Origin of the sequence: Nonomuraea sp. NPDC049625 (assembly GCF_040675285.1) — a bacterium.
Taxonomy (GTDB): Bacteria; Actinomycetota; Actinomycetes; order Streptosporangiales; family Streptosporangiaceae; genus Nonomuraea; species Nonomuraea angiospora_A.
Genome location: NZ_JBFAOQ010000019.1, coordinates 91745 through 110096 on the forward strand (window position 1 = coordinate 91745; position 18352 = coordinate 110096).

Below are 18352 nucleotides of genomic sequence, written 5' to 3' on the forward strand. Positions count from 1 at the left end.
ATCCATGGCCGTGTTCACGGCAAGCGCTCCGCTCGAACCATCTCGACCTCCTGGCCGACCCTCACGACGTCGCCGACGATGACGATCGCCGGCGGCCGGATCCCAGCCGCGGACACGCGGTCGGCCACGGTGGAAAGGGAAGCGGTGACCGCCCGCTGGGTCGGAAGGGTACCGTCCTGTACCACCATTGCGGGAGTCTCCGGGGGACGTCCGTCTCGGATGAGCGCTTCTGCCACCTTCGCCAGCCGCTCGACGGCCATCATCAGCACCAGCGTGCCCTGGGAACGGGCCAGGGCGGGCCAGTCGACGGTGGACTTGGGGTCGTCGGGCGCGACGTGCACGGAGATCACGTGGAACTCCTGGCTGACGCCCCGATGCGTCACCGGCACCCCGGCCGAGCCGGGCACCGCCACGGCGCTGGTGATGCCCGGGACCACCAGCACGGGAATGCCGGACCGGGCGCAGGCGATCATCTCCTCGCCGCCGCGCCCGAACACGAACGGGTCGCCGCCCTTGAGCCGGACCACGAACTTGCCCTGTCTGGCTCGATCCACGAGCAGCTCGTTGATGGTCTCCTGGGAGAGCGAGCGGCCGTAGGGGACCTTGGCGGCGTCGATCAGCTCGACGTCGGGGGCCAGCTCGTCGAGCAGGGCCCGGGGCGCGAGCCGGTCGGCGACCACCACGTCGGCCTGCGCGAGGAGCTGCCGCCCCCGCACGGTGATGAGGCCGGGATCGCCGGGTCCGCCGCCGACGAGCGCCACGCCGACCGGTTTGGTGCGGTTGCGCCGGGCGTCGACCGTGCCGTCGCGCAGAGCTTCCACGACCGCGTCTCTGATACCGGCGGCCCTGCGCGGGTCACCGCCCGCGGTGACGGCGACGTTGATCTCGTCGACGCGCCCGGTGGCGGGCGTCCAGGCGGCCGAGGCGTCCTTGTCGTCGGCCCGCACGCACCACACGCGTTTGGCCTCCGCCTCGGCGGCGATCGCCGTGTTGACGGATCTGTCGTCGGTGCAGGCCTGTACGAGCCAGGCACCGTCGCAGTCGCCGACCTCGTACGGCCGGTCGTGCCAGGTGACCCTGCCGGCGGCGATCAGGTCGTCGAGCGCCGGCGTCACACTCGGCGACACGATCGTGACCTCCGCACCGGCCTCTAGCAGCGCGGGAACCCGCCGCTGTGCGACGCGCCCGCCGCCCACGACGAGGACCCGGCGGCCGGAAAGCCGCAGGCCGAGGAGGTAGGGGCCCATGGGGGGAATCTCCCGTTCGCGATGGTTCTGTGTTAGGACGTAAACCTACCGGCTCCGGAAGCGTCATTTGCTGCGCACTGGTCAACGACCGTCGAGAAGGGGCTGCCGCGGGTCCCAGCGAGGCCCGCCCTGAGCGTCCTTCCGGCGTCTGGCCATCGCTGAAAGCGCTTCAAGGATAACCCGGTTTCCCAGGTAGGCGGTGATGTCCGCGTGGTCGTACGGCGGCGCCACCTCGACCACCTCCATTCCGGCCACGGGCAGTTCGTAACAGATGCGGCGAACGGCATCGAGCAACTGCCTGGCGGTCAGTCCCCCGGGCTCGGGCGTGCCGGTGCCGGGAGCGTGGCCGGGGTCGCAGACGTCGATGTCGACGGACAGGAAGATCTGGTCGCATTCGTCGAGCGCGATCGCGAACGACTCCGTCAGGCACTCTTCCAGCCCACGGGCCACGATCTCCGTCATCTCGTACGAACGCATGTTCTGAGCGGCCATCCAGCTCAGCGTCTCCGGCTCGGGCCAGTAGCCGCGCAGCCCGATCTGCAGGAACCTGTCACCCCGGATGGCCTCAGACTCGATGAGCCGCCGCATCGGCTGGCCGTGCCCGTAGAGGTGGCCGAACTCGATGTTCCCGGTGTCGGCGTGCGCGTCGAAGTGGATCATCGACGTACGGCCGGGCGCGTACGCCCTCGCGGTGCCGCGGGCGTCCGGCAGCGCCACCGTGTGGTCGCCTCCGAGCACCAGCGGGATCGCCCCGGAGGCGGCCACGCGGTGCACCGCCTCCTCGATCGCGGCCAGCGAGCCCTCGACGTCGCCCGAGTAGCACTCGACGTCACCGGCGTCCAGCACCCGCAGGTCGCGCAGGGCGTCCACGCGCAGCGCCAGGCTGGGCCTGGAGCCGTCGTGCGGCAGGTAGCAGGCCTGGCGCAGCGCCATCGGGCCGAACCTGGCGCCGGGGCGGTTGCTGGTGCCCCCGTCGAAGGGGGCGCCGACGATCACCACGTCGGCGTCCTCGTAGGAGGCCGGATCGTTGACGTCGCACCGGTCCACGCCCAGGAACGTGATGTCAGGGCCGTACATGGGGCCGTAACGGGACACCGCTCACCTCCAGTCCCTCCATCATCACACGGTCTTTTCGGTCACTCCCGCCGAATCGAACGTCGCCACGTCGTGCATCACCCGTACGGCCGCGCAGACCACCGGATACGCCAGCAGGCCGCCCGTGCCCTCCCCCAGCCGCAGCTCCAAGTCCACCAGCGGGCGGAGCCCGAGGTGGGCGAGCGCGGCGGCGTGGCCGGGCTCGGCCGAGCGGTGGCCGGCGATGCAGTGGTCGAGCGCGGCCGGGTCCAGCACGGCGGCCACGAGGGCGGCGGCACCGGCGATCACGCCGTCGAGGATCACCGGCACGCGGGCGGCGGCGCCGCCCAGGATGAAGCCCACGATGGCCGCGTGCTCGAACCCGCCGACCGCCGCCAGGGCACGCAGGGCGTCGCTGGGCGTGGCCAGGGCCCCCGACAGGCCGTTCGTGCGCAGGGCCTCGCGGACGATGCCCACCTTGCGGTCGAACGTCTCGTCGTCGATCCCGGTGCCCCTGCCGGTCACCTCGGCCGGGTCACGGCCGGCGAAGACGGCGATCAGGGCGGCGGAGGCGGTGGTGTTCGCGATGCCCATGTCGCCGGTGATCAGGCACCGGGCTCCCGACGCCACCAGGTCGCGGGCCACGCCGATCCCCGCCTCCAGCGCCCTCACCGCCTGGTCGACGCTCATCGCGGGGCCCTCGGACAGGTCGGCGGTGCCGTACGCGATCTTGTGGTTGACCAGGTTGGGCGCGCCGGGCAGGTCGGCGGCGACGCCCACGTCCACGACCGTCACGGACACGCCTGCCTGGGCGGCGAAGGCGTTGGCGACCGCGCCGCCGGACAGGAAGTTGGCCACCATCTGCACCGTGACCTCCTGCGGCCACGGGGTGACGCCACGCGCGTGCACGCCGTGGTCGGCGGCGAAGATGGCCAGCGCCGCGGGCTCGGGCATGGGCGGCGGGGTGGCGCCCGCGGCGCCCGCGAGGCGTACCGCGATCTCCTCGAGCGCGCCCAGCGAGCCGCGGGGCTTGGTGAGGCGGTCCTGGTACGCGCGGGCCTCGGCGATGGCTCGAGGATCCGCGGGACGGATCGCGGCGAGCGTCTCAGCGAGCACGGCAAACCTCCACTTACGGGACGAGTTGGAGCGCTTCCTCATATCGGTCGATCACGACGTCGGCCAGGGTCTCACAGTCGCCGATCACCTCGGCGCACCGGATGTCGAGATCGGGGTGTCCCGCGCCGTACGCCAGCGCCTGGGCCCACACGCGCTCCAGCATGCCGCCCGCGAACAGCAGGTACGGCACCACGATCACGCGCTTGGCCCCGAGACGGCGGCAGCGCTCGAGCCCGCCGGGCACCCCGGGCGGGGTGACCGACACGAACGCGGTCTCGACGGTCATGAAGTCGTAGGCGTACGTCTCCCAGAACAGCCGGGAGACCCGGTGGATCTCGGCGTTGGCGGTCGCGTCCGTCGAGCCCTCGCCGACCAGCACGACCGCCGTCTCGCCGGGCTCGATGTGCACGGGGTGGTCCTCGACGGGCAGGGAGTCGACCGCGCGGAGCCGGGGCCTGGCTCCCACGAGCTCCAGGGCACGCGGCTTGGAGATCTCGGCGGCGGCCTCGTTCAGCCGCTCGGCCAGCAGCCCCAGCACGCGCGGGTCGGGGCCGAGGGGACGGCCGTAGTCGTACATGAGCGTCGGATGCCGCTTCTGCTCCAGCTCCATCGCGGCCGGGAACTCCTCGCTCATCCTGCTGAGGCTCATCGGCAGCGCCACGAGCCGGTGGTGGCCCTTGGCGACGAGGGAGGCGACGGAGTCGCTCAGCCGCGGAGAGGCACGTTCCAGGTAGCCACCGGACACGTCGGCGCCCGTCTGGTCCAGCCGGCAACGCAGCCGGTGTACGAACCTGCCGAACTCCGCGGCGTAGGCGTCATCTTGTGAGCCCTGCCCTATCAGCAGGAGCGGCGGCTTCATTATGAGGGAATCTCCGGTGCGTTAGACAAAGACAGGCGAGGATAACCGATGCGCCCCGGTAGGGAACAGGTCACGCTGTGTGCGCGGGGGTCGCATGCACGACGAACACGGGGTCGGAGGCGGTCAGACGGTGGGAGCCGTCGGGGTCGAGCGTCAGTCTAGATGCCAGGATCTGGGTGCCCTCGCCACGGTAGCCGTGCTCGCGCAGCCGTTGGAGCACGGCCGTGACCTGCTCGACCTTCCTGAGCGAGCACACCAGCGTCCGCGGGCCGCGGGCGGCGCAGGCCACCACGACGTCGGGGCCGCCGCCGCCCACGTAGACGGCGTCGGGGTCAGGCAGCGGCTCCAGCGCCGGCGGCGCCTGGCCCCTGGTCAGAGCCACTTTGACGCCGTGCTTGAGCACGTTGGCGCGCAGCCGGGCGCAGGACTCCTCCGCGCGCTCCACGGCGACGACGGCGGCGCCCATCCGCGCGCACTCGACGGCGATCTCGCCCTCGCCCGCGCCCACGTCCCAGACCAGGTCGCCGAGCCGCGGGCCCAGCTTGGCCAGGATGAACGCCCGCACCTCCGGCGGCAGCGCCCCCTCGAACGGCAGCGCCCACTCGGCCGGGCCCGGCTGCGCGCCCGCCAGCCAGCCCGGCTCCTTGGGCTGGTGCAGCGGGTCGATGACGAGGACCACGTCGGGGTCCTTCCACGGCCTGGTGGTGGCCTCGCCCATGCGGCTGTGCGTGACCCGCTCGTCCGGACCGCCGAGATCCTCGCAGACGATCAGCGCGCGGGGCGTGGTCGGCGCCAGCTCCCTGGCGATCTCGCCGGGGCCGACGCCGGGCGCGACCAGCAGCGCCACCTTGGGATGGGCCCGGCAGGCGTTCACGACCCGGTCGATCTGGCCCGGGCCGGACGGGGCCACGACCAGCGCGTCCTCCCAGTTGAGCCCGGCACGGGCGAAGGCGCGGGTGACCAGCGAGATCGCCGGCACCACCTCCGGTTTGAGGCCATGGGCCCGCAACGTGCGGACGACACCGAAGAATCCGGGATCGCCCTCGGCGACCACGACCGCGGGACCTTCTCCGTGTTCGAGGTGATCGTCCAGAACGTCGAGCAGCGCGTCGTCGGCCGCGGTCGGCGCGGAGAGCCTGAGCTGCCCGAGCACGGCGTCGGGGCCCACGACGAGCTTCGCCTCGCGCAGCTTGTCCACCGCCTTGGCCGAGAACTCGTGCCCGTCCCACCCGACCACCGTGATCATCACGCCTCACCGTCCTCACCTCAAGGGTGACGGCTGCGATCGGGTTTCACAAAGGGTACGAAGGTCAGTCCGGTGTGCCCTCAGGCCAGGTCGGACGGGATGAGGCTGTAGACGATCACGTCCTGGCCGCCCAGCGAGGACCTGGCGACACCCTCGCGGACGAAGCCCGCCTTCTCCGCCACCCGCTGGGAGGCCGTGTTCGTCACGAGGGCGCGCAGCTGCAGCCTTCTGAAGCCCTGGCGCTCGAACAGCCAGCGCGCGATCGCCACCACGGCCTCGCCCGCGTACCCGTTGCCGCGGGCCCACGGCGCGGTCATGTAGCCGATCTCGGCCGACCTGTGGGCCCAGTCGACGTCCCTCAGGTCCACGTTCACGGCGAACCGCTCGGTGTCCCGCTCCACGACCGTCCAGGTGATGCCCGCGCCCCTCATCCGTATTCGTTCGGCCGTGCCGACGGACGCCCGCGCGTGCTCCTGCGTGTAGTCGCGCGGATAGCCCGTCATGGCCTGGGTGACCGGGTCGGCGACGGTGGCCGCCAGGTCGGGGGCGTCCTCGGCGGCCGGCTGGCGCAGCAGCAGCCGCTGAGTACGCAGCTCCGTCCTGGGCAGGGCGTCGGCCTGCCGGCGGCGGTCGTAGGCCAGCAGGCCGAAGATGACCAGGTCGTGCGGCCCGTCCTCGTCCAGCACCGCGTCGCGCAGCAGACCCTCCCAGGTGAAGCCGGATTTCAGTGCCACGCGGAGCGAGGCGAGGTTGTCCAGCTTGGCGGTCAGGTCGACCCGGCGCAGCCCGACGGTCCCGAACGCCCAGGTCACCAGCCCGCGCACGGCCTCGGTGGCGAAGCCGCGGCCCCGGTAGAGGGGGTGGACGCCGTACCCGACCTCGGTCGTCCCCGCCGTCCACGAGGTCTTGAACAGGCTGATCGCGCCCACGATGACGCCCTCGGCGTCGACCATGGCCAGATGCAGGCCCTGCCCCGAGCGGCGCAGCTCGTGGACCCCGATCGACAGCCACCGGGGGATGCCGGAGGTCTTCTCGGGGGCTCCGGGCGGAAGGAACCGGGCGCCGGACCGCACGATGGAGCGGATCCTGGCGGAGTCCTTGAGGCTGAACGGCCGCAGTGTCAGCCGTTCCGTGGCGATGCTCACGTCAGCGTCGAACACGTCGGCAGGGTACACACTCGCGATGTTTGCCCCTGAAAGCGGGGGTAGGGGCGCAATTGAGAGGAGTGCGGTGGCTATGGAGCAACGTGGGAGCGACAAGCACGGTCCTCGGCTGGACGACCAGCAGAAGCACGAGACCGAGGGCATGGTACGCGGCGGCGGATCGACGCACGCCGAGGAGTGGAAGGAGCCCGAGCCCATGCCGGCGCCCGGCGAGGAGTCGGCGAAGCCGTACCCGCCGGGACACGAGCCCGGAACCCCGTCCGGCATCACGCAGCGGGGCGCCGACATCCGCAGCGACCTCGCGAAATGGTTGAGCGACGCGCACTGGCCCGCGAACCCCGACGATCTGGTGCGACACGCCGACAGCGCGGGCGCGCCGGACCCGGTGGTGGACATGGTGCGATCCCTCCCCGACCGCCGATATCGCAACGTGGCCGACGTGGCCAAGGCGCTCGGACTCGGCGTGGAGAAGCGGAGGTGGTGAACGGTGCGGCTCGACTTCATCCGCCCGCTGTACGAGCGGCAGGGCCCGTACGCGTCCGTCTACCTGGGCGCGTACACCGGGCAGGAACGTGAGGCCCGCTGGCGCGGCGTGCGGGACTCGCTCGAGAAGGACGGGGCCGACAAGGCCACCCTGGAGGCCCTCGACGAGGAGGCCCAGCGGCCGGTGGCCGGGCGGGCGATGTTCGCCGCCCGCGGCGAGGTGGTGCTGGCCGACTCGCTCCCGAAGCCACCGGGAGAACTGGGCCGGTGGTCCCCGCTGCCGCACGTCACGCCCATGCTCATGTACCGCGGCGAGAACGTCCCGCACATCCGGGTCATCGTGGACCACGCGGGGGCCGAGCTGACGGTGTTCGGCGGCGGGTCGCCCCGCAGGGCCGTCGTGGAGGCGGAGGACTGGCCGCTGCAGAAGACCGCGCAGGGCGGCTGGTCGCAGAAACGGTACGAGCGGGCGGTCGACGAAACCTGGGAGAAGAACGCCGTGGCCGTCGCGCACGAGATCGACGAGCAGGTACGCCGCATCGGCCCGGAGCTCATCCTGGTCGCCGGCGAGCCGAAGTCGCGCTCGTACCTGCTGCACCACCTCAACACCAAGTCCGCGGACCGGGTGATGATGGTCGAGCACGGCAGCCGCGCCGACCACGGGCAGTTCGAGGAGGACGTGGAGCGGGCGCTCGACCAGTGGCTCGACCGCAAGCGCGCCGAGCTGCTGGAGCGGCACCAGGAGACGTCCGGGCCCACCGGCGTGGCCCGCGTGGCGCACGCGCTGCGTGAGGGCCGTGTACAGGCGATCCTCCTGCCCGGCGAGCTGCCGCGGGAGATCTGGATCGGCGAGGGCGGCACCCAGCTGGCCACCGATCCGCAGGAGCTGCGGCACTGGGGCGTCGCCGAGCCCGTCAAGGAGCGCGCGGACTCCGCCCTGGCCAGGGCCGCCGCGATGACGGACGCGGAGCTGTGGTTCTGCGACGGCGTCTCCGACGTGGCGGCCGTGCTCAGGTACTGATGATCACCTCGAGGGTCCTGGGTCCGTGCACGCCCTCGACCCGGTTGAGCTCGATGTCGCTGGTGGCCGAGGGGCCGCTGATCCAGGTCAGCGGGCGCGCCGGGTCGAGCCTGGCGATCGCCTCGGGCACCCCGGCCACGATCTGGTCGGCCCGCACCACGCACAGGTGGTAGTCGGGGACCAGCGTCTGGGCGCGCGTGCCCTGGCCGGGGCCGTGGTCGAGCACGATCGTGCCGGTCTCGGCGATGGCCACGGCGCAGGACGTGATCACGCCGTCGGCCGTGTCGAGGTCGGCCCAGCCGCCTTCCCGGTCGAAGCCGTCGGGGACGATCATGCGGCGTCCCGCGACGGCTTCGTCGATCTTGGCGGGCACCTCTGCGGCGGGGAGCACGTGCACGATGGCCCGGTAGTCGTCCACCCGCTCGGCGAACAGCCCCACGATGTCCTCGACCTGCGGGTCCTCGACCTGCTGAGCCGTGCGGTAGTGGCGGGGGATCTCGACGTCCGCCGCCCCGGCCACGGCCTTGCCGATCCTGGCGAGGATCTCCTCACGCGCGCTCATTCCGCTCCCACCAGTCTCTGAAGGATTCTTCCGGAATTTCGGGGATGTCCCTGGTGTCCGTCCAGGCCGCCATCGGCCCCGGCAGGCGCTTCGGTACGAGCCCGCGCAGGCGGGACGCCGCCCTTTGCGCCTTGGCCAGGCGTTCGTGGTCGTTGAGGATCCAGCCCGCGACCTTCATCCCGGCCCGCTCGGCCGCCGCGTGCGGAGCCTTGGCGCGCAGGTCGACCAGGACCTCGGGGATGTCGATGGCGACCGGGCAGACCTCGTAGCAGGCGCCGCACAGGCTGGAGGCGTACGGCAGGGAGGCGTCCAGGTCCGAGGACATGCCGCGCAGTTGCGGAGTGAGGATCGCGCCGATCGGGCCCGGGTAGACCGAGCCGTACGCGTGGCCGCCCGCGCGCTCGTACACCGGGCACACGTTCAGGCAGGCCGAGCAGCGGATGCAGCGCAGCGCCTGGCGGCCCACCTCGTCGGCGAGCACGTCCGTGCGGCCGTTGTCCAGCAGCACCAGGTGGAAGTCCTGGCCCTCGACGGCGCCCGTCCACATGCTCGTGTAGGGATTCATCCGCTCGCCTGTGGAGCTTCTCGGCAGGAGCTGGAGGAACACCTCCAGATCCCGCCAGGAGGGCAGGAGCTTCTCGATCCCGACGACGCTGATGAGCGTCTCCGGGAGCGTCAGGCACATCCGGCCGTTGCCCTCCGACTCCAGCACCACGAGCGTGCCGGTCTCGGCGATCATGAAGTTGGCGCCGGAGATCGCGACCTTGCTCTTGAGGAAGCGTTCGCGCAGGTGGAGCCGGGCCGCCTCGGCCAGCGCGGGCGGGTCGTCGGTCAGGTTCGGCGGGACCTTGGGCATCTTCTCCAGGAAGATCTCGCGGATCTCCGACCGGTTGCGGTGGATGGCCGGGACCAGGATGTGGCTGGGGAAGTCGTCGCCGAGCTGGACGATCAGCTCGGCCAGGTCCGTCTCGTACGCGGTGATGCCCTGCGCGGCCAGTGCCTGGTTGAGCTCGATCTCCTGGGTGGCCATCGACTTGACCTTGACCACCTCGGTCTCGCCGGTGGCCTTGACCAGGCCCGCGACGATGGCGTTGGCCTCGGCGGCGTCCCTGGCCCAGTGGACGGTGCCGCCCGCCCGGGTCACGGCCGCCTCCAGCTGGACCAGGTAGCGGTCGAGGTTGCGCAGGGTGTGGTCCTTGATCGCCTTGCCGGCCGCGCGGAGCTCCTGCCAGTCCGGGAGCTCGCCGACGACGTTCGCACGCTTGCCGCGGATCGTGTGCGTGGCTTTGCGAAGGTTGTAGCGGAGCTGCGAGTCCTGTACGGCTTTAGCCGCATTTTTCGGGAAATTGCCGGGCATTCCGAGGAAAGTCGCGCTCACTGGTGCTCCTCCGTCGATGCGAGGATCTCGGCCAGGTGCATCGTCCTGACGCCGGTCTTCTGGCGGCTCAGCGTGCCGCCGATGTGCATCAGGCACGAGTTGTCCGCCGCGCAGAGCACCTCGGCGCCCGTGTCCAGGATGCTGCGGGTCTTGTCGGCGCCCATGGCCGCGGAGACGGCCGGGTTCTTGACCGCGAACGTGCCGCCGAAGCCGCAGCACTCCTCGGCTCCCGGCAGCGGGACCAGCTCCAGGCCGCGGACGTTCCGCAGCAGCCTGGTGGGCCGGTCGCCCAGGTGGAGGCCGCGGAGCGAGTGGCATGTCGGGTGATATGTCACCCGGTGCGGGAAATATGCGCCTACGTCGTCGACCTTCAGGACGTCCAGCAGGAACTCGGACAGCTCGTACACCTTCGGCGCCACCTCCGCGATGGCCGCCGCCCCCTTGCTGCCCGGCCTGGCCAGCTTCGGGTACTGCTCGCGCACCATGGCCGCGCACGACCCCGACGGCGCCACCACGGCGTCGTACCCGGCGAACACCTCGGTGAAGTGGCGGGCCAGCCGCACGCCCTCCTCGCGGTAGCCGGTGTTGACGTGCATCTGGCCGCAGCACGTCTGGGCGGCGGGGAAGTCCACGTCGCACCCGAGCCTGCGCAGGAGCGACACGACGGCCTTGCCGGTGCCGGGGAAGAGCGTGTCGTTCACGCACGTGATGAACAGGGCGACTCGCACGGCTCTCCTTCCAGGTATGGTCAGACCACAGTATGGTCAGACCATACCTAACCACATCCTTTCCGGCCACCATGAGGGGGTCCCGTGGACGACAGCGGCTGGCGTCCCGTCAAGCGAACGCGGACGTTCGAGGACGTTCTCGCACAGATCGAGCGGCGCATCGCCGAGGACGGCCTCACCGTGGGCGACCGGCTGCCCGCCGAGCGCCACCTGGCCGAGCAGCTCGGCGTCAGCCGCTCGTCGGTACGGGAGGCCATGCGCGTGCTGGAGACCCTCGGCGTGGTCTCCTCGCAGGCGGGCCGGGGGCCGGACGCGGGGGCCGTGCTCACCTCACGTCCCGACACCGCGCTGACCGACCTGCTCAGGCTGCACCTCGGCCTGGCCAGCCTGGAGATGCGCGAGGTCATCGACACCCGGCACATGATCGAGCAGTGGGCCGCCGCCCACGCCGCCGCCGCGCGGGCCGACACCTCCGCGCTCGCCGCCGCCCTTTCCGGGATGGACCGGGCGAAGAGCGCCGAGGAGTTCGTGGAGCACGACACCGCCTTCCACTGGGCGATCGCGGACGCGTCGGGCAACCGGCTCATCGCCGCCATCATGCGCTCGCTACGCGACTCGATGCGGAGATACTCGGTCGAAGCGGTGCAGCGCCTGGGCGACACCTCGATCCTGCGCGCCGACCACGTACGCATCCTCGACGCCATCGACCGGGGCGACGCGGACGAGGCCACCCTGGCCGTCTCCGATCACCTCGCGCACGCCTACCCCTCGCTGTTCGATCACTGACGGAGGTCGGCCTGCCGGCACGTGGCGCCCGAGCAGACCGCCATCGCGTCCAGCCGTTGCCGCAATCCTTCGAGCAGCGCGGGATCGGCGGTCGCGGCCAGGTTGCGCAGCTCGTACGGGTCCGCGCGCAGGTCGTAGAGCTGGCTCTCCCCCGTCGCGTACCGGACGTACTTGTACTGATCCGTACGCAACGCGCGATACGGGGGCACCGGCGTCTGCGCGGCCGACGACGGGTCCAGCGGCCTGGCGAACTCGACCAGCACGTTCCGCCGCCACACCGCCGGCGGCTTGCCCTTCAGCAGCGGCACCAGCGACCGCCCCTCCGCGAACGGCGGCACCGCGGCCCCGCCCAGTTCGGCGAACGTCGGCGCCAGGTCGACCGACGAGCTCATCTGGCTGACCGTGGCGCCCGCCTTGATGCCGGGGCCGCGCACGACGAGCGGGACCTTGATGGCCTCCTCGAACGGAGTGGTCTTGCCCTGCTTGAGCCGGTGCGTGCCCAGGTGGAAGCCGTTGTCCGACGTGAAGAAGATGTAGGTGTTGTCCAGCTGACCGGTCCGCCGGAGCTCGTCCACCACGGCCCCGACGAGGTCGTCCACACCGAGCATGGACCGCATCCTGGCGCGGTAGCGCTCGTCCACCTGGTCGATGGTCGCCTGGTCGAGGCCGGGCCGCTCACGCAGCCACTCCGGCTCCGCGCTCACGTCCTCCTGGTTGAACGACGGCGTACGCGGCGCGATCGCGCCCGGGAACGCGTTCGCGTGCCGGACGGCGGGGTTGGCCGGGTTGTGCGGGCCGATCGGCGTCAGGTACAGGAAAAACGGCTCGCCCTTGGAGCCGGCGATGAACTCGCGGGCCTTGCCGGCCAGCACGTCCGACAGGTAGGCCTGCTCGGAGAGGCCGTAGTCGTTCAGGGAGCCGTTCTCGTTGAGCCGGTAGTCGTACTCCTCGTAGAGGCGCCGGGTCGGCACGTCCCACTCGTCCCAGCCGGGCGGCACGAACGTCTCCTCGGCCGACCCGCCCGGGTAGTGGTTGAGGTATTTGCCCATCAGCGCCGTACGGTATCCGGCCTGCTTCATCCAGGTTCCTACCGTGGAACGTTCCAGATCACTGGTATGAAAGCGGTCGAACCCGCCCTCCGGCGGCGTGTTCGTCCACACACCATGACTGTGGACGTACTGGGAGCGCAAGATCGACGATCTCGACGGGCAGCACCAGGAGTTCGTCACGAAGTACCGGTCGAACGAGGTGCCCTGCTGCACGAGTTGCCGGGTGATATTGGGAAAGTACGGCAACGTCCCGGATTCGAGGTCGTCGGCCATCACGAACACGATGTTCGGCCGGGACTCGACCTCGGCCATCGCGGGCCCTGCCGCCAGCAGTAGTAGCAGCAAGCACACGAGTCGACACAGAGCGTTGACCACAGGGTCTGAATACCCCGGAATATCCGCCATTGACACTCACGGCTGTCACAGCCGTAATAGAACTTAATTCCGGAGGTGTCATATGAAGCTCGGCCTGAACCTGGGCTACTGGCAGCGCAACGCCGACGACGCGACCGAATCCGTGCTGGCGGCCGAGCGGCTCGGCTACGACTCGGTGTGGACCGCCGAGGCGTACGGCAGCGACGTCTTCACGCCCCTGGCCTGGTACGGAGCGCGTACGAGCCGCATCAAGCTGGGCACCTCGATCGCCCAGATCTCCGCCAGACCGCCCGTCACGACGGCCATGACCGCCATGACCCTCGACCACCTCACCGGCGGCCGGCTGCTGCTCGGCGTGGGCGCCTCGGGCCCGCAGGTCGTCGAGGGCTGGTACGGCCAGCCGTTCGCCAGGCCCCTGGCCAGGACGCGCGAGTACGTCGAGATCATGCGCAAGGTGTGGCGCCGCGAGGAGCCGGTCACCAGCGACGGCCCGCACTACCCGCTCCCCCTGGCGGACGGACTGGGCAAACCCCTCAAGCTCATCACGCATCCGCTCCGCGCGGACATCCCCGTCTATCTCGGTGCGGAGGGCCCCAAGAACGTCGCCCTGGCCGCCGAGGTGGCCCAGGGCTGGCTGCCGCTGTTCGCGTTCCCCTCCAAGATCGAGGAGATGTACGGCGAGTCGCTCGCCGGCGCTCCCCCGGGCTTCGACGTGGCCGCGATGGTGATGGTGGTCATCTCGGACGACGTGCGGGCCGCGCTGGACGGCGTGAAGATGATGCTCACGCTGTACATCGGCGGCATGGGCGCCCGGCAGCGCAACTTCCACGCCGACATCATCGGCCGCATGGGGTACGCCGAGGCCGCCGAGCACATCCAGGCGCTCTACCTGGCGGGCCGCAAGGACGAGGCGTTCCGGGCGATCCCGGACGAGCTGGCCGACGGCATCTCGCTCGTCGGGCCACCCGGACGGATCAAGGAACGCCTGGAGCTCTGGCACAAGAGCCCGGTCACGAGCCTCCTGGTCATGGGCCCGCGCGACGAGCCCTCGCTGAAGCTCATCCGCGACCTGGTGCTCGGCTGAGCCCGCGCCCGGGCTAACCCGTACGGCCGATCGGAGTCGAACCCGGCGCCGGTTGGGGCGGCTGGGACGAGAACGCGTGAACCATGCCGGGCTCGGCGGCACGGGGCACGCGGGCGGCCCGCTGGAGGCGCGTCAGCTCGCGTACGGTCCCCGCGCACAGCAGGGCCGCCAGCGCCGAGCAGGCCAGCTCCGGCAGGCCCACGCCCGTCAGGTCGCCGGCGGAGGAGTCGAGGGGAAGCCGGATCGTGACCAGCGCGAGCATGGCCAGCCAGCTCAGCCACCACCCGGTCAGCAGCGCCAGCCACCTCACCCGGTGGCCCGCGGGCGGCCTGGTGCCACGCCACACCTCGTCCACCAGCACGACGGGCGCCACCAGGTTGTAGCCGGGGATCAGCCAGGCGGCCGCCACGGGGCCGGAGACGGCCGAGCGGTCGTTGGCCTGCCTGGCACGTACCAACCACGTCACGTAAGCGGCCGCCGCCGCGATCGAGGTGCCCGCCACCAGCATCATCAGCACCGCGAACGCCGTCACCGCACCCACCACGGCCTCGGCGTCGGCTCCCTGCGGGCGGCCGCCGAACGCGGCGAGCTGGGCGGCGAGGTGGCGCCCGCGGGAGTGTTCGAAGATCACAAGGGCGCCGAGGGAGAGAACCTGGGCGGCAAGCGTCACATATACGGCAGAGGCGGCTCTCGTCGGTGTTGTCTGGTCATAGCGCACGTTGTTCTCCCCCCGGGCCATGCGCTGAGGTTCTGATTCACTTGTATCCCGGGAGCCCCGCTGTTAATCAGCTCACCACGCCGGATTCCCACGCCCAAGCTGCGATTTCGACTCGATTTCTGACACCGAGCTTGGCGAAGATGCTGCCCAGGTGCGTCTTGACCGTCGAGAGCGACACGAACAGCTCCGCGGCCACCTCCTGGTTGGTCCGGCCCCGGGCTATCAGGCGCACGACGTCCAGCTCCCGATCGGTCAGCGGGTCGTTCATGGGGGGCACGGTCCGCCTGGGCTGGGCCAGGTGCTGCAGCAGCCGTACCGTCACCGACGGCGACACCAGCGCGTCGCCCGCCGCGGCCGCCCTGACCGCCTCGATCAGCAGGGTGGGCCCGCTGTCCTTGAGCAGGAAGCCGGTCGCGCCGGAGCGGAGGGCTCCGTACACGTACTCGTCCAGGTCGAACGTGGTGACGATGACCACCCGCAGCGGGCTCTCCACGCCCGGCCCGGCCAGCGCCCGGGTCACCTCGATCCCGTCGAGCTTCGGCATCCGGATGTCGAGCAGGCACACGTCCGGCCTGAGCCGCCTGGCCTCCGACACCGCCTCCGCGCCGTCGGCCACGGCGGCGACGACCTCCATGTCCGGTTGAGCGTCCAAAATCATCTGGAAGCCGGTTCGTACCAGTTGTTGGTCGTCGGCGATGAGAACCCGAATAGTCACGGCCCCAACTCTAAGGATCGGCCGTTCGGCCGAGGCGGAAATGGTCGCACGGCCGATCCGCCGCACCCCCGCCCGCCGAGATTCTTTACGGCATGAACGACGTACTTGTTGGACGAACCCTGACCAAGAGGTTCGGGCAGACGGTCGCCCTGGGCGGCGTGGACATCACGGTACGGGCGGGCGAAGCCGTGGCGATCATGGGGCCGAGCGGTTCCGGCAAGTCGACGCTGCTGCACTGCCTGGCCGGCATCATGAAGCCGGACGCCGGGGAGGTGCACCTGCTCGGACAGCGCATCGACGCGATGGGCGAGCGGGAGCGCAGCGCGCTGCGCCGCACCCGCTTCGGCTTCGTCTTCCAGTTCGGCCAGCTCCTGCCCGAGCTGCCCGCCGAGGAGAACGTGGCCCTCCCGCTCATGCTGGGCGGGGTGCCGAGGGCCCAGGCGGTACACCAGGCGCGCGAGTGGTTCGCGCCCCTCGGCCTGCACTCCCTGGAGGCCCGGCGGCCCGGTGAGCTGTCCGGCGGGCAGGCCCAGCGGGTGGCCATCGCCAGGGCGCTGGTCACCAAGCCGGCCGTGGTGTTCGCGGACGAGCCCACGGGGGCGCTCGACCAGCAGACCGGGCAGGACACGATGCGGCTGCTCGTCGAGGCGACCAGGCACAACGGCGCCTCGCTGATCGTCGTCACCCACGACCCGAACGTGGCCGGCTGGTGCGACCGCACGGTCGAGGTCCGCGACGGGCAGCTCCTCACGACGAGCGGGGCACGCGCGTGAACCTCGACCTGACCTGGCGGCTGCTCAAGGGCGGTGGCCGCAAGGGGATGCTGGGCACCTGGCTCACGCTGGGCGCCGTCGCCGTGTCCACGGCGCTGCTGCTGTTCGCCGTGGCCGCGAACTTCGCCTTCGAGGCCAGAAGTGACCGCGGCGCCTGGCGCAACCCGGTCCCCGCCAAGGAGAACGCGGTCGCCGTCGAGGCGGCCCGCTTCGACTTCGTCGGCGACCAGGCGATCACCGTCATCGACCTGGCCGCGCTCAAGGCCGGGGCGCCCGCGCCGCCCGGAATGCCGCGCTTCCCCGCGCCGGGCGAGGTGTGGCTGTCCCCGGCGCTGGCCGAGTTGGCCAGGACGCTGCCAGCCGATCAGCTCGCCAAGCGTTACCCCGATCCGAAGGGCGTACTGGGCGACGAGGCGCTGGTCCACCCCGGCGAGCTGGTCGCGGTCGTCGGCCACGAGCCGGACGCGCCCGCGATGACGGCCGCGCGCAGCGACGACTGGATCATCGGCAAGGGCCCGGCCCGGGTGGCCGACCTCGCGGGCACGCCGTCGGAGGACTCCGAGGCCTACCGCGCGCTCACGCTCGTCGCGAGCGTGCTCATGGTGGTGCCGCTGCTGGTGTTCGGCGGCGCGGCGGCCAGGCTCACGGTCGCCCGGCGCGACCAGCGGCTGGCCGCGCTGAGGCTGGTGGGCGCGACGCCGGGCCAGGTGATCCGGATGACCGTGGCCGAGGCCGTGATCGTCGCGCTGGCGGGCGCGCTGCTCGGCGCCGTCGGCTACGCGGTCGCCGCACCGCTGCTGGCCCGCATCCCGATCGGGGGCGGTGCGTGGTTCGTCTCCGATCTGTTCCCCTCCCCGCTGATCCTGGCCGCGATGCTGGTCGCGGTGCCGCTGCTGGTGGGCCTGTCCGCGGTCGCGGGGCTGCGGCGGGTCGTGGTGAGCCCGCTCGGGGTGGCCAAGCGCGAGACGCCGCCCGGCATGAAGTTCGTGCGGGTCGTCGCCCTGCTGGCCGTGCTGGCCGTGTTCCCGCTGCTGACCAGGGGGACCAGCGTCGCGGTCGTGGCGGTGGCGCTGGGGCTGGCGTTCCTGTGCATCAACCTGGCCGGCCCGTGGGTGGTCGGCGTCATCGGCCGCGTCACCGCCAAGAGCGCCCGGGCGCCCGCCCGGCTGCTGGCGGGCCGTCGGCTGGTCGACGATCCGCGCTCCGCCTGGCGTACGGTGAGCGGCGTCGCCCTGACCGGCTTCGTGGCGGGCTTCCTCGGGCTGCTCAGCCCGGGCGCGTTCGCCGGCGACCAGGAGCCCCCGCAGCTGCGGGTCTCCGCGCCCGCCGCCCAGGCGACGGCCGTCGCCGGCCAGGCCCGCGACCGGCTGCGGGCGGCCGGGATCACCGCGACGGTGAAGGTCACGGGGCGCTCCTCCGATCGGGTCGTGGCCGCCGCCCTGGGCAGCTCCGCCGACCCGGCCACGATCGACCGCGCCCGCACCGCGCTCGCCGGGCTCGTCCCCGGGCGCACCCCCACGACGGGGGACGACGACCGGCGGTTCGGCCTGCAGCTCCTGGCCGACGTCCGGGTGGGCACGATCGTGGTGCTGTCGGTGTCGTTCCTGGTCGCCATCGCCAGCTCGGGCATCACGGCGGCGTCGTCGGTGCTGGACCGGCGGCAGACGTACGGGCTGATGCGGCTGGCGGGGACGCCGCTGGAGGTCCTCGACCGGGCGCGGCGCGCGGAGACGCTCATCCCGCTGACGGTGATGGGCGGCGGGGCGATCCTGGTGGGGGCGTTCTGCGCGGTGCCGTTCATGATCGGTGCGATGAACGTGGTGGGCGTGGTCACGCTGGCGGGCTGCGTCGCCGTCGGCTTCGGCGGCGTGATCGCCGCGGGCGCCCTGAGCCGCCCCCTGCTCCGCTCGGTCACCGCCGACCCGGCCCCCCGCCCGGACTGACCCACCCGCGCCGCCGTACCCCGGTGGCGCGG

18 protein-coding genes are annotated in these 18352 nt (G+C 71.7%); 6 read left to right on the forward strand and 12 right to left on the reverse strand.

Annotated features, from left to right (window positions below):
* Positions 1-14: 14 nt before the first annotated feature.
* The 6 genes from cobA to AB0J87_RS52540 all read right to left on the reverse strand — a co-directional run bounded on the left by cobA (position 15) and on the right by AB0J87_RS52540 (position 6702).
* Positions 15-1247, reverse strand: coding sequence for a uroporphyrinogen-III C-methyltransferase (cobA, locus tag AB0J87_RS52515; protein WP_350731616.1), 1233 nt, complete (start codon positions 1245-1247; stop codon positions 15-17).
* Positions 1248-1328: 81 nt separating this feature from the next.
* Positions 1329-2342, reverse strand: coding sequence for an agmatinase (gene speB, locus AB0J87_RS52520; protein WP_363980807.1), 1014 nt, complete (start codon positions 2340-2342; stop codon positions 1329-1331).
* A 24-nt stretch (positions 2343-2366) separates the two neighbouring features.
* The gene (gene cobT, locus AB0J87_RS52525; protein WP_363980810.1) at positions 2367-3437 is read right to left on the reverse strand and encodes a nicotinate-nucleotide--dimethylbenzimidazole phosphoribosyltransferase; all 1071 of its coding nucleotides are present in this window, start codon (positions 3435-3437) and stop codon (positions 2367-2369) included.
* Between the two features lie 13 nt (positions 3438-3450).
* On the reverse strand, positions 3451-4296 hold the full coding sequence (locus AB0J87_RS52530) for a sirohydrochlorin chelatase (RefSeq protein ID WP_355200155.1): 846 nt from the start codon (positions 4294-4296) through the stop codon (positions 3451-3453).
* Between the two features lie 70 nt (positions 4297-4366).
* Complete coding sequence (gene cbiE, locus AB0J87_RS52535) at positions 4367-5542, reverse strand: precorrin-6y C5,15-methyltransferase (decarboxylating) subunit CbiE (protein ID WP_363980814.1); 1176 nt, start codon at positions 5540-5542, stop codon at positions 4367-4369.
* Between the two features lie 80 nt (positions 5543-5622).
* Positions 5623-6702, reverse strand: a complete 1080-nt coding sequence (locus AB0J87_RS52540; RefSeq protein ID WP_363980817.1) for a GNAT family N-acetyltransferase — start codon at positions 6700-6702, stop codon at positions 5623-5625.
* 76 nt (positions 6703-6778) lie between these two features.
* Here AB0J87_RS52540 and AB0J87_RS52545 point away from each other — a divergent pair, with 76 nt between their 5' ends.
* Together AB0J87_RS52545 and AB0J87_RS52550 are read left to right on the forward strand one after the other, a co-directional pair.
* Positions 6779-7189, forward strand: coding sequence for a DUF2795 domain-containing protein (locus AB0J87_RS52545; protein WP_363980820.1), 411 nt, complete (start codon positions 6779-6781; stop codon positions 7187-7189).
* A gap of 3 nt (positions 7190-7192) precedes the next feature.
* Positions 7193-8209, forward strand: coding sequence for a Vms1/Ankzf1 family peptidyl-tRNA hydrolase (locus AB0J87_RS52550; protein ID WP_363980823.1), 1017 nt, complete (start codon positions 7193-7195; stop codon positions 8207-8209).
* Here the strand turns inward: AB0J87_RS52550 and AB0J87_RS52555 are convergent.
* From AB0J87_RS52555 to AB0J87_RS52565, 3 genes are read right to left on the reverse strand one after another with little or no spacing between them, the layout of a single operon-like run.
* Positions 8199-8771 carry an LUD domain-containing protein gene (locus AB0J87_RS52555; protein WP_363980826.1) on the reverse strand — a complete coding sequence of 191 codons (573 nt, stop codon included), beginning with the start codon at positions 8769-8771 and terminating at the stop codon, positions 8199-8201. The genes AB0J87_RS52550 and AB0J87_RS52555 overlap by 11 nt on opposite strands.
* On the reverse strand, positions 8758-10149 hold the full coding sequence (locus AB0J87_RS52560; protein WP_363980829.1) for a lactate utilization protein B: 1392 nt from the start codon (positions 10147-10149) through the stop codon (positions 8758-8760). Before AB0J87_RS52560 ends, AB0J87_RS52555 begins: the two co-directional genes overlap by 14 nt.
* Positions 10146-10877 carry a (Fe-S)-binding protein gene (locus tag AB0J87_RS52565; RefSeq protein ID WP_363980832.1) on the reverse strand — a complete coding sequence of 244 codons (732 nt, stop codon included), beginning with the start codon at positions 10875-10877 and terminating at the stop codon, positions 10146-10148. The genes AB0J87_RS52560 and AB0J87_RS52565 overlap by 4 nt, the downstream gene beginning before the upstream one ends.
* Positions 10878-10961: 84 nt before the next feature.
* On the opposite strand from AB0J87_RS52565, the gene AB0J87_RS52570 reads away from it, so the two are divergent.
* Positions 10962-11663 carry an FCD domain-containing protein gene (locus AB0J87_RS52570; RefSeq protein WP_363980835.1) on the forward strand — a complete coding sequence of 234 codons (702 nt, stop codon included), beginning with the start codon at positions 10962-10964 and terminating at the stop codon, positions 11661-11663.
* Here the strand turns inward: AB0J87_RS52570 and AB0J87_RS52575 are convergent.
* Positions 11657-13063: a sulfatase gene (locus tag AB0J87_RS52575; RefSeq protein WP_363980837.1), complete on the reverse strand. Its 1407-nt coding sequence runs from the start codon at positions 13061-13063 to the stop codon at positions 11657-11659. The two genes, AB0J87_RS52570 and AB0J87_RS52575, sit on opposite strands and share 7 nt — an antisense overlap.
* 106 nt (positions 13064-13169) lie before the next feature.
* Between AB0J87_RS52575 and AB0J87_RS52580 the strand changes: the two genes are divergently transcribed.
* Positions 13170-14171: an LLM class F420-dependent oxidoreductase gene (locus tag AB0J87_RS52580; RefSeq protein WP_350731637.1), complete on the forward strand. Its 1002-nt coding sequence runs from the start codon at positions 13170-13172 to the stop codon at positions 14169-14171.
* 13 nt (positions 14172-14184) lie between these two features.
* Here the strand turns inward: AB0J87_RS52580 and AB0J87_RS52585 are convergent, their stop codons facing one another.
* Entirely contained in the window at positions 14185-14802 is a 618-nt protein-coding gene (locus AB0J87_RS52585) for a DUF4328 domain-containing protein (RefSeq protein ID WP_363980840.1), read from the reverse strand.
* Positions 14803-14956: 154 nt separating this feature from the next.
* Positions 14957-15604, reverse strand: coding sequence for a response regulator transcription factor (locus AB0J87_RS52590; protein WP_363980843.1), 648 nt, complete (start codon positions 15602-15604; stop codon positions 14957-14959).
* Between the two features lie 92 nt (positions 15605-15696).
* Between AB0J87_RS52590 and AB0J87_RS52595 the strand changes: the two genes are divergently transcribed.
* Both AB0J87_RS52595 and AB0J87_RS52600 read left to right on the forward strand, forming a co-directional pair.
* Positions 15697-16377, forward strand: coding sequence for an ABC transporter ATP-binding protein (locus AB0J87_RS52595; RefSeq protein ID WP_363980846.1), 681 nt, complete (start codon positions 15697-15699; stop codon positions 16375-16377).
* Positions 16374-18320: an ABC transporter permease gene (locus AB0J87_RS52600; protein ID WP_363980849.1), complete on the forward strand. Its 1947-nt coding sequence runs from the start codon at positions 16374-16376 to the stop codon at positions 18318-18320. The genes AB0J87_RS52595 and AB0J87_RS52600 overlap by 4 nt, the downstream gene beginning before the upstream one ends.
* The last annotated feature ends 32 nt before the right edge of the window (positions 18321-18352 follow it).

Excerpts from the sequence above, each read along its gene's own strand:
- cbiE (WP_363980814.1), bottom strand. The coding sequence starts at position 5,542 with ATGATCACGGTGGTCGGGTGGGACGGGCACGAGTTCTCGGCCAAGGCG.
- AB0J87_RS52580 (WP_350731637.1), top strand. The coding sequence starts at position 13,170 with ATGAAGCTCGGCCTGAACCTGGGCTACTGGCAGCGCAACGCCGACGAC.
- cobA (WP_350731616.1), bottom strand. The coding sequence starts at position 1,247 with ATGGGCCCCTACCTCCTCGGCCTGCGGCTTTCCGGCCGCCGGGTCCTC.
- AB0J87_RS52545 (WP_363980820.1), top strand. The coding sequence starts at position 6,779 with ATGGAGCAACGTGGGAGCGACAAGCACGGTCCTCGGCTGGACGACCAG.
- AB0J87_RS52530 (WP_355200155.1), bottom strand. The coding sequence starts at position 4,296 with ATGAAGCCGCCGCTCCTGCTGATAGGGCAGGGCTCACAAGATGACGCC.
- AB0J87_RS52555 (WP_363980826.1), bottom strand. The coding sequence starts at position 8,771 with ATGAGCGCGCGTGAGGAGATCCTCGCCAGGATCGGCAAGGCCGTGGCC.
- AB0J87_RS52595 (WP_363980846.1), top strand. The coding sequence starts at position 15,697 with ATGAACGACGTACTTGTTGGACGAACCCTGACCAAGAGGTTCGGGCAG.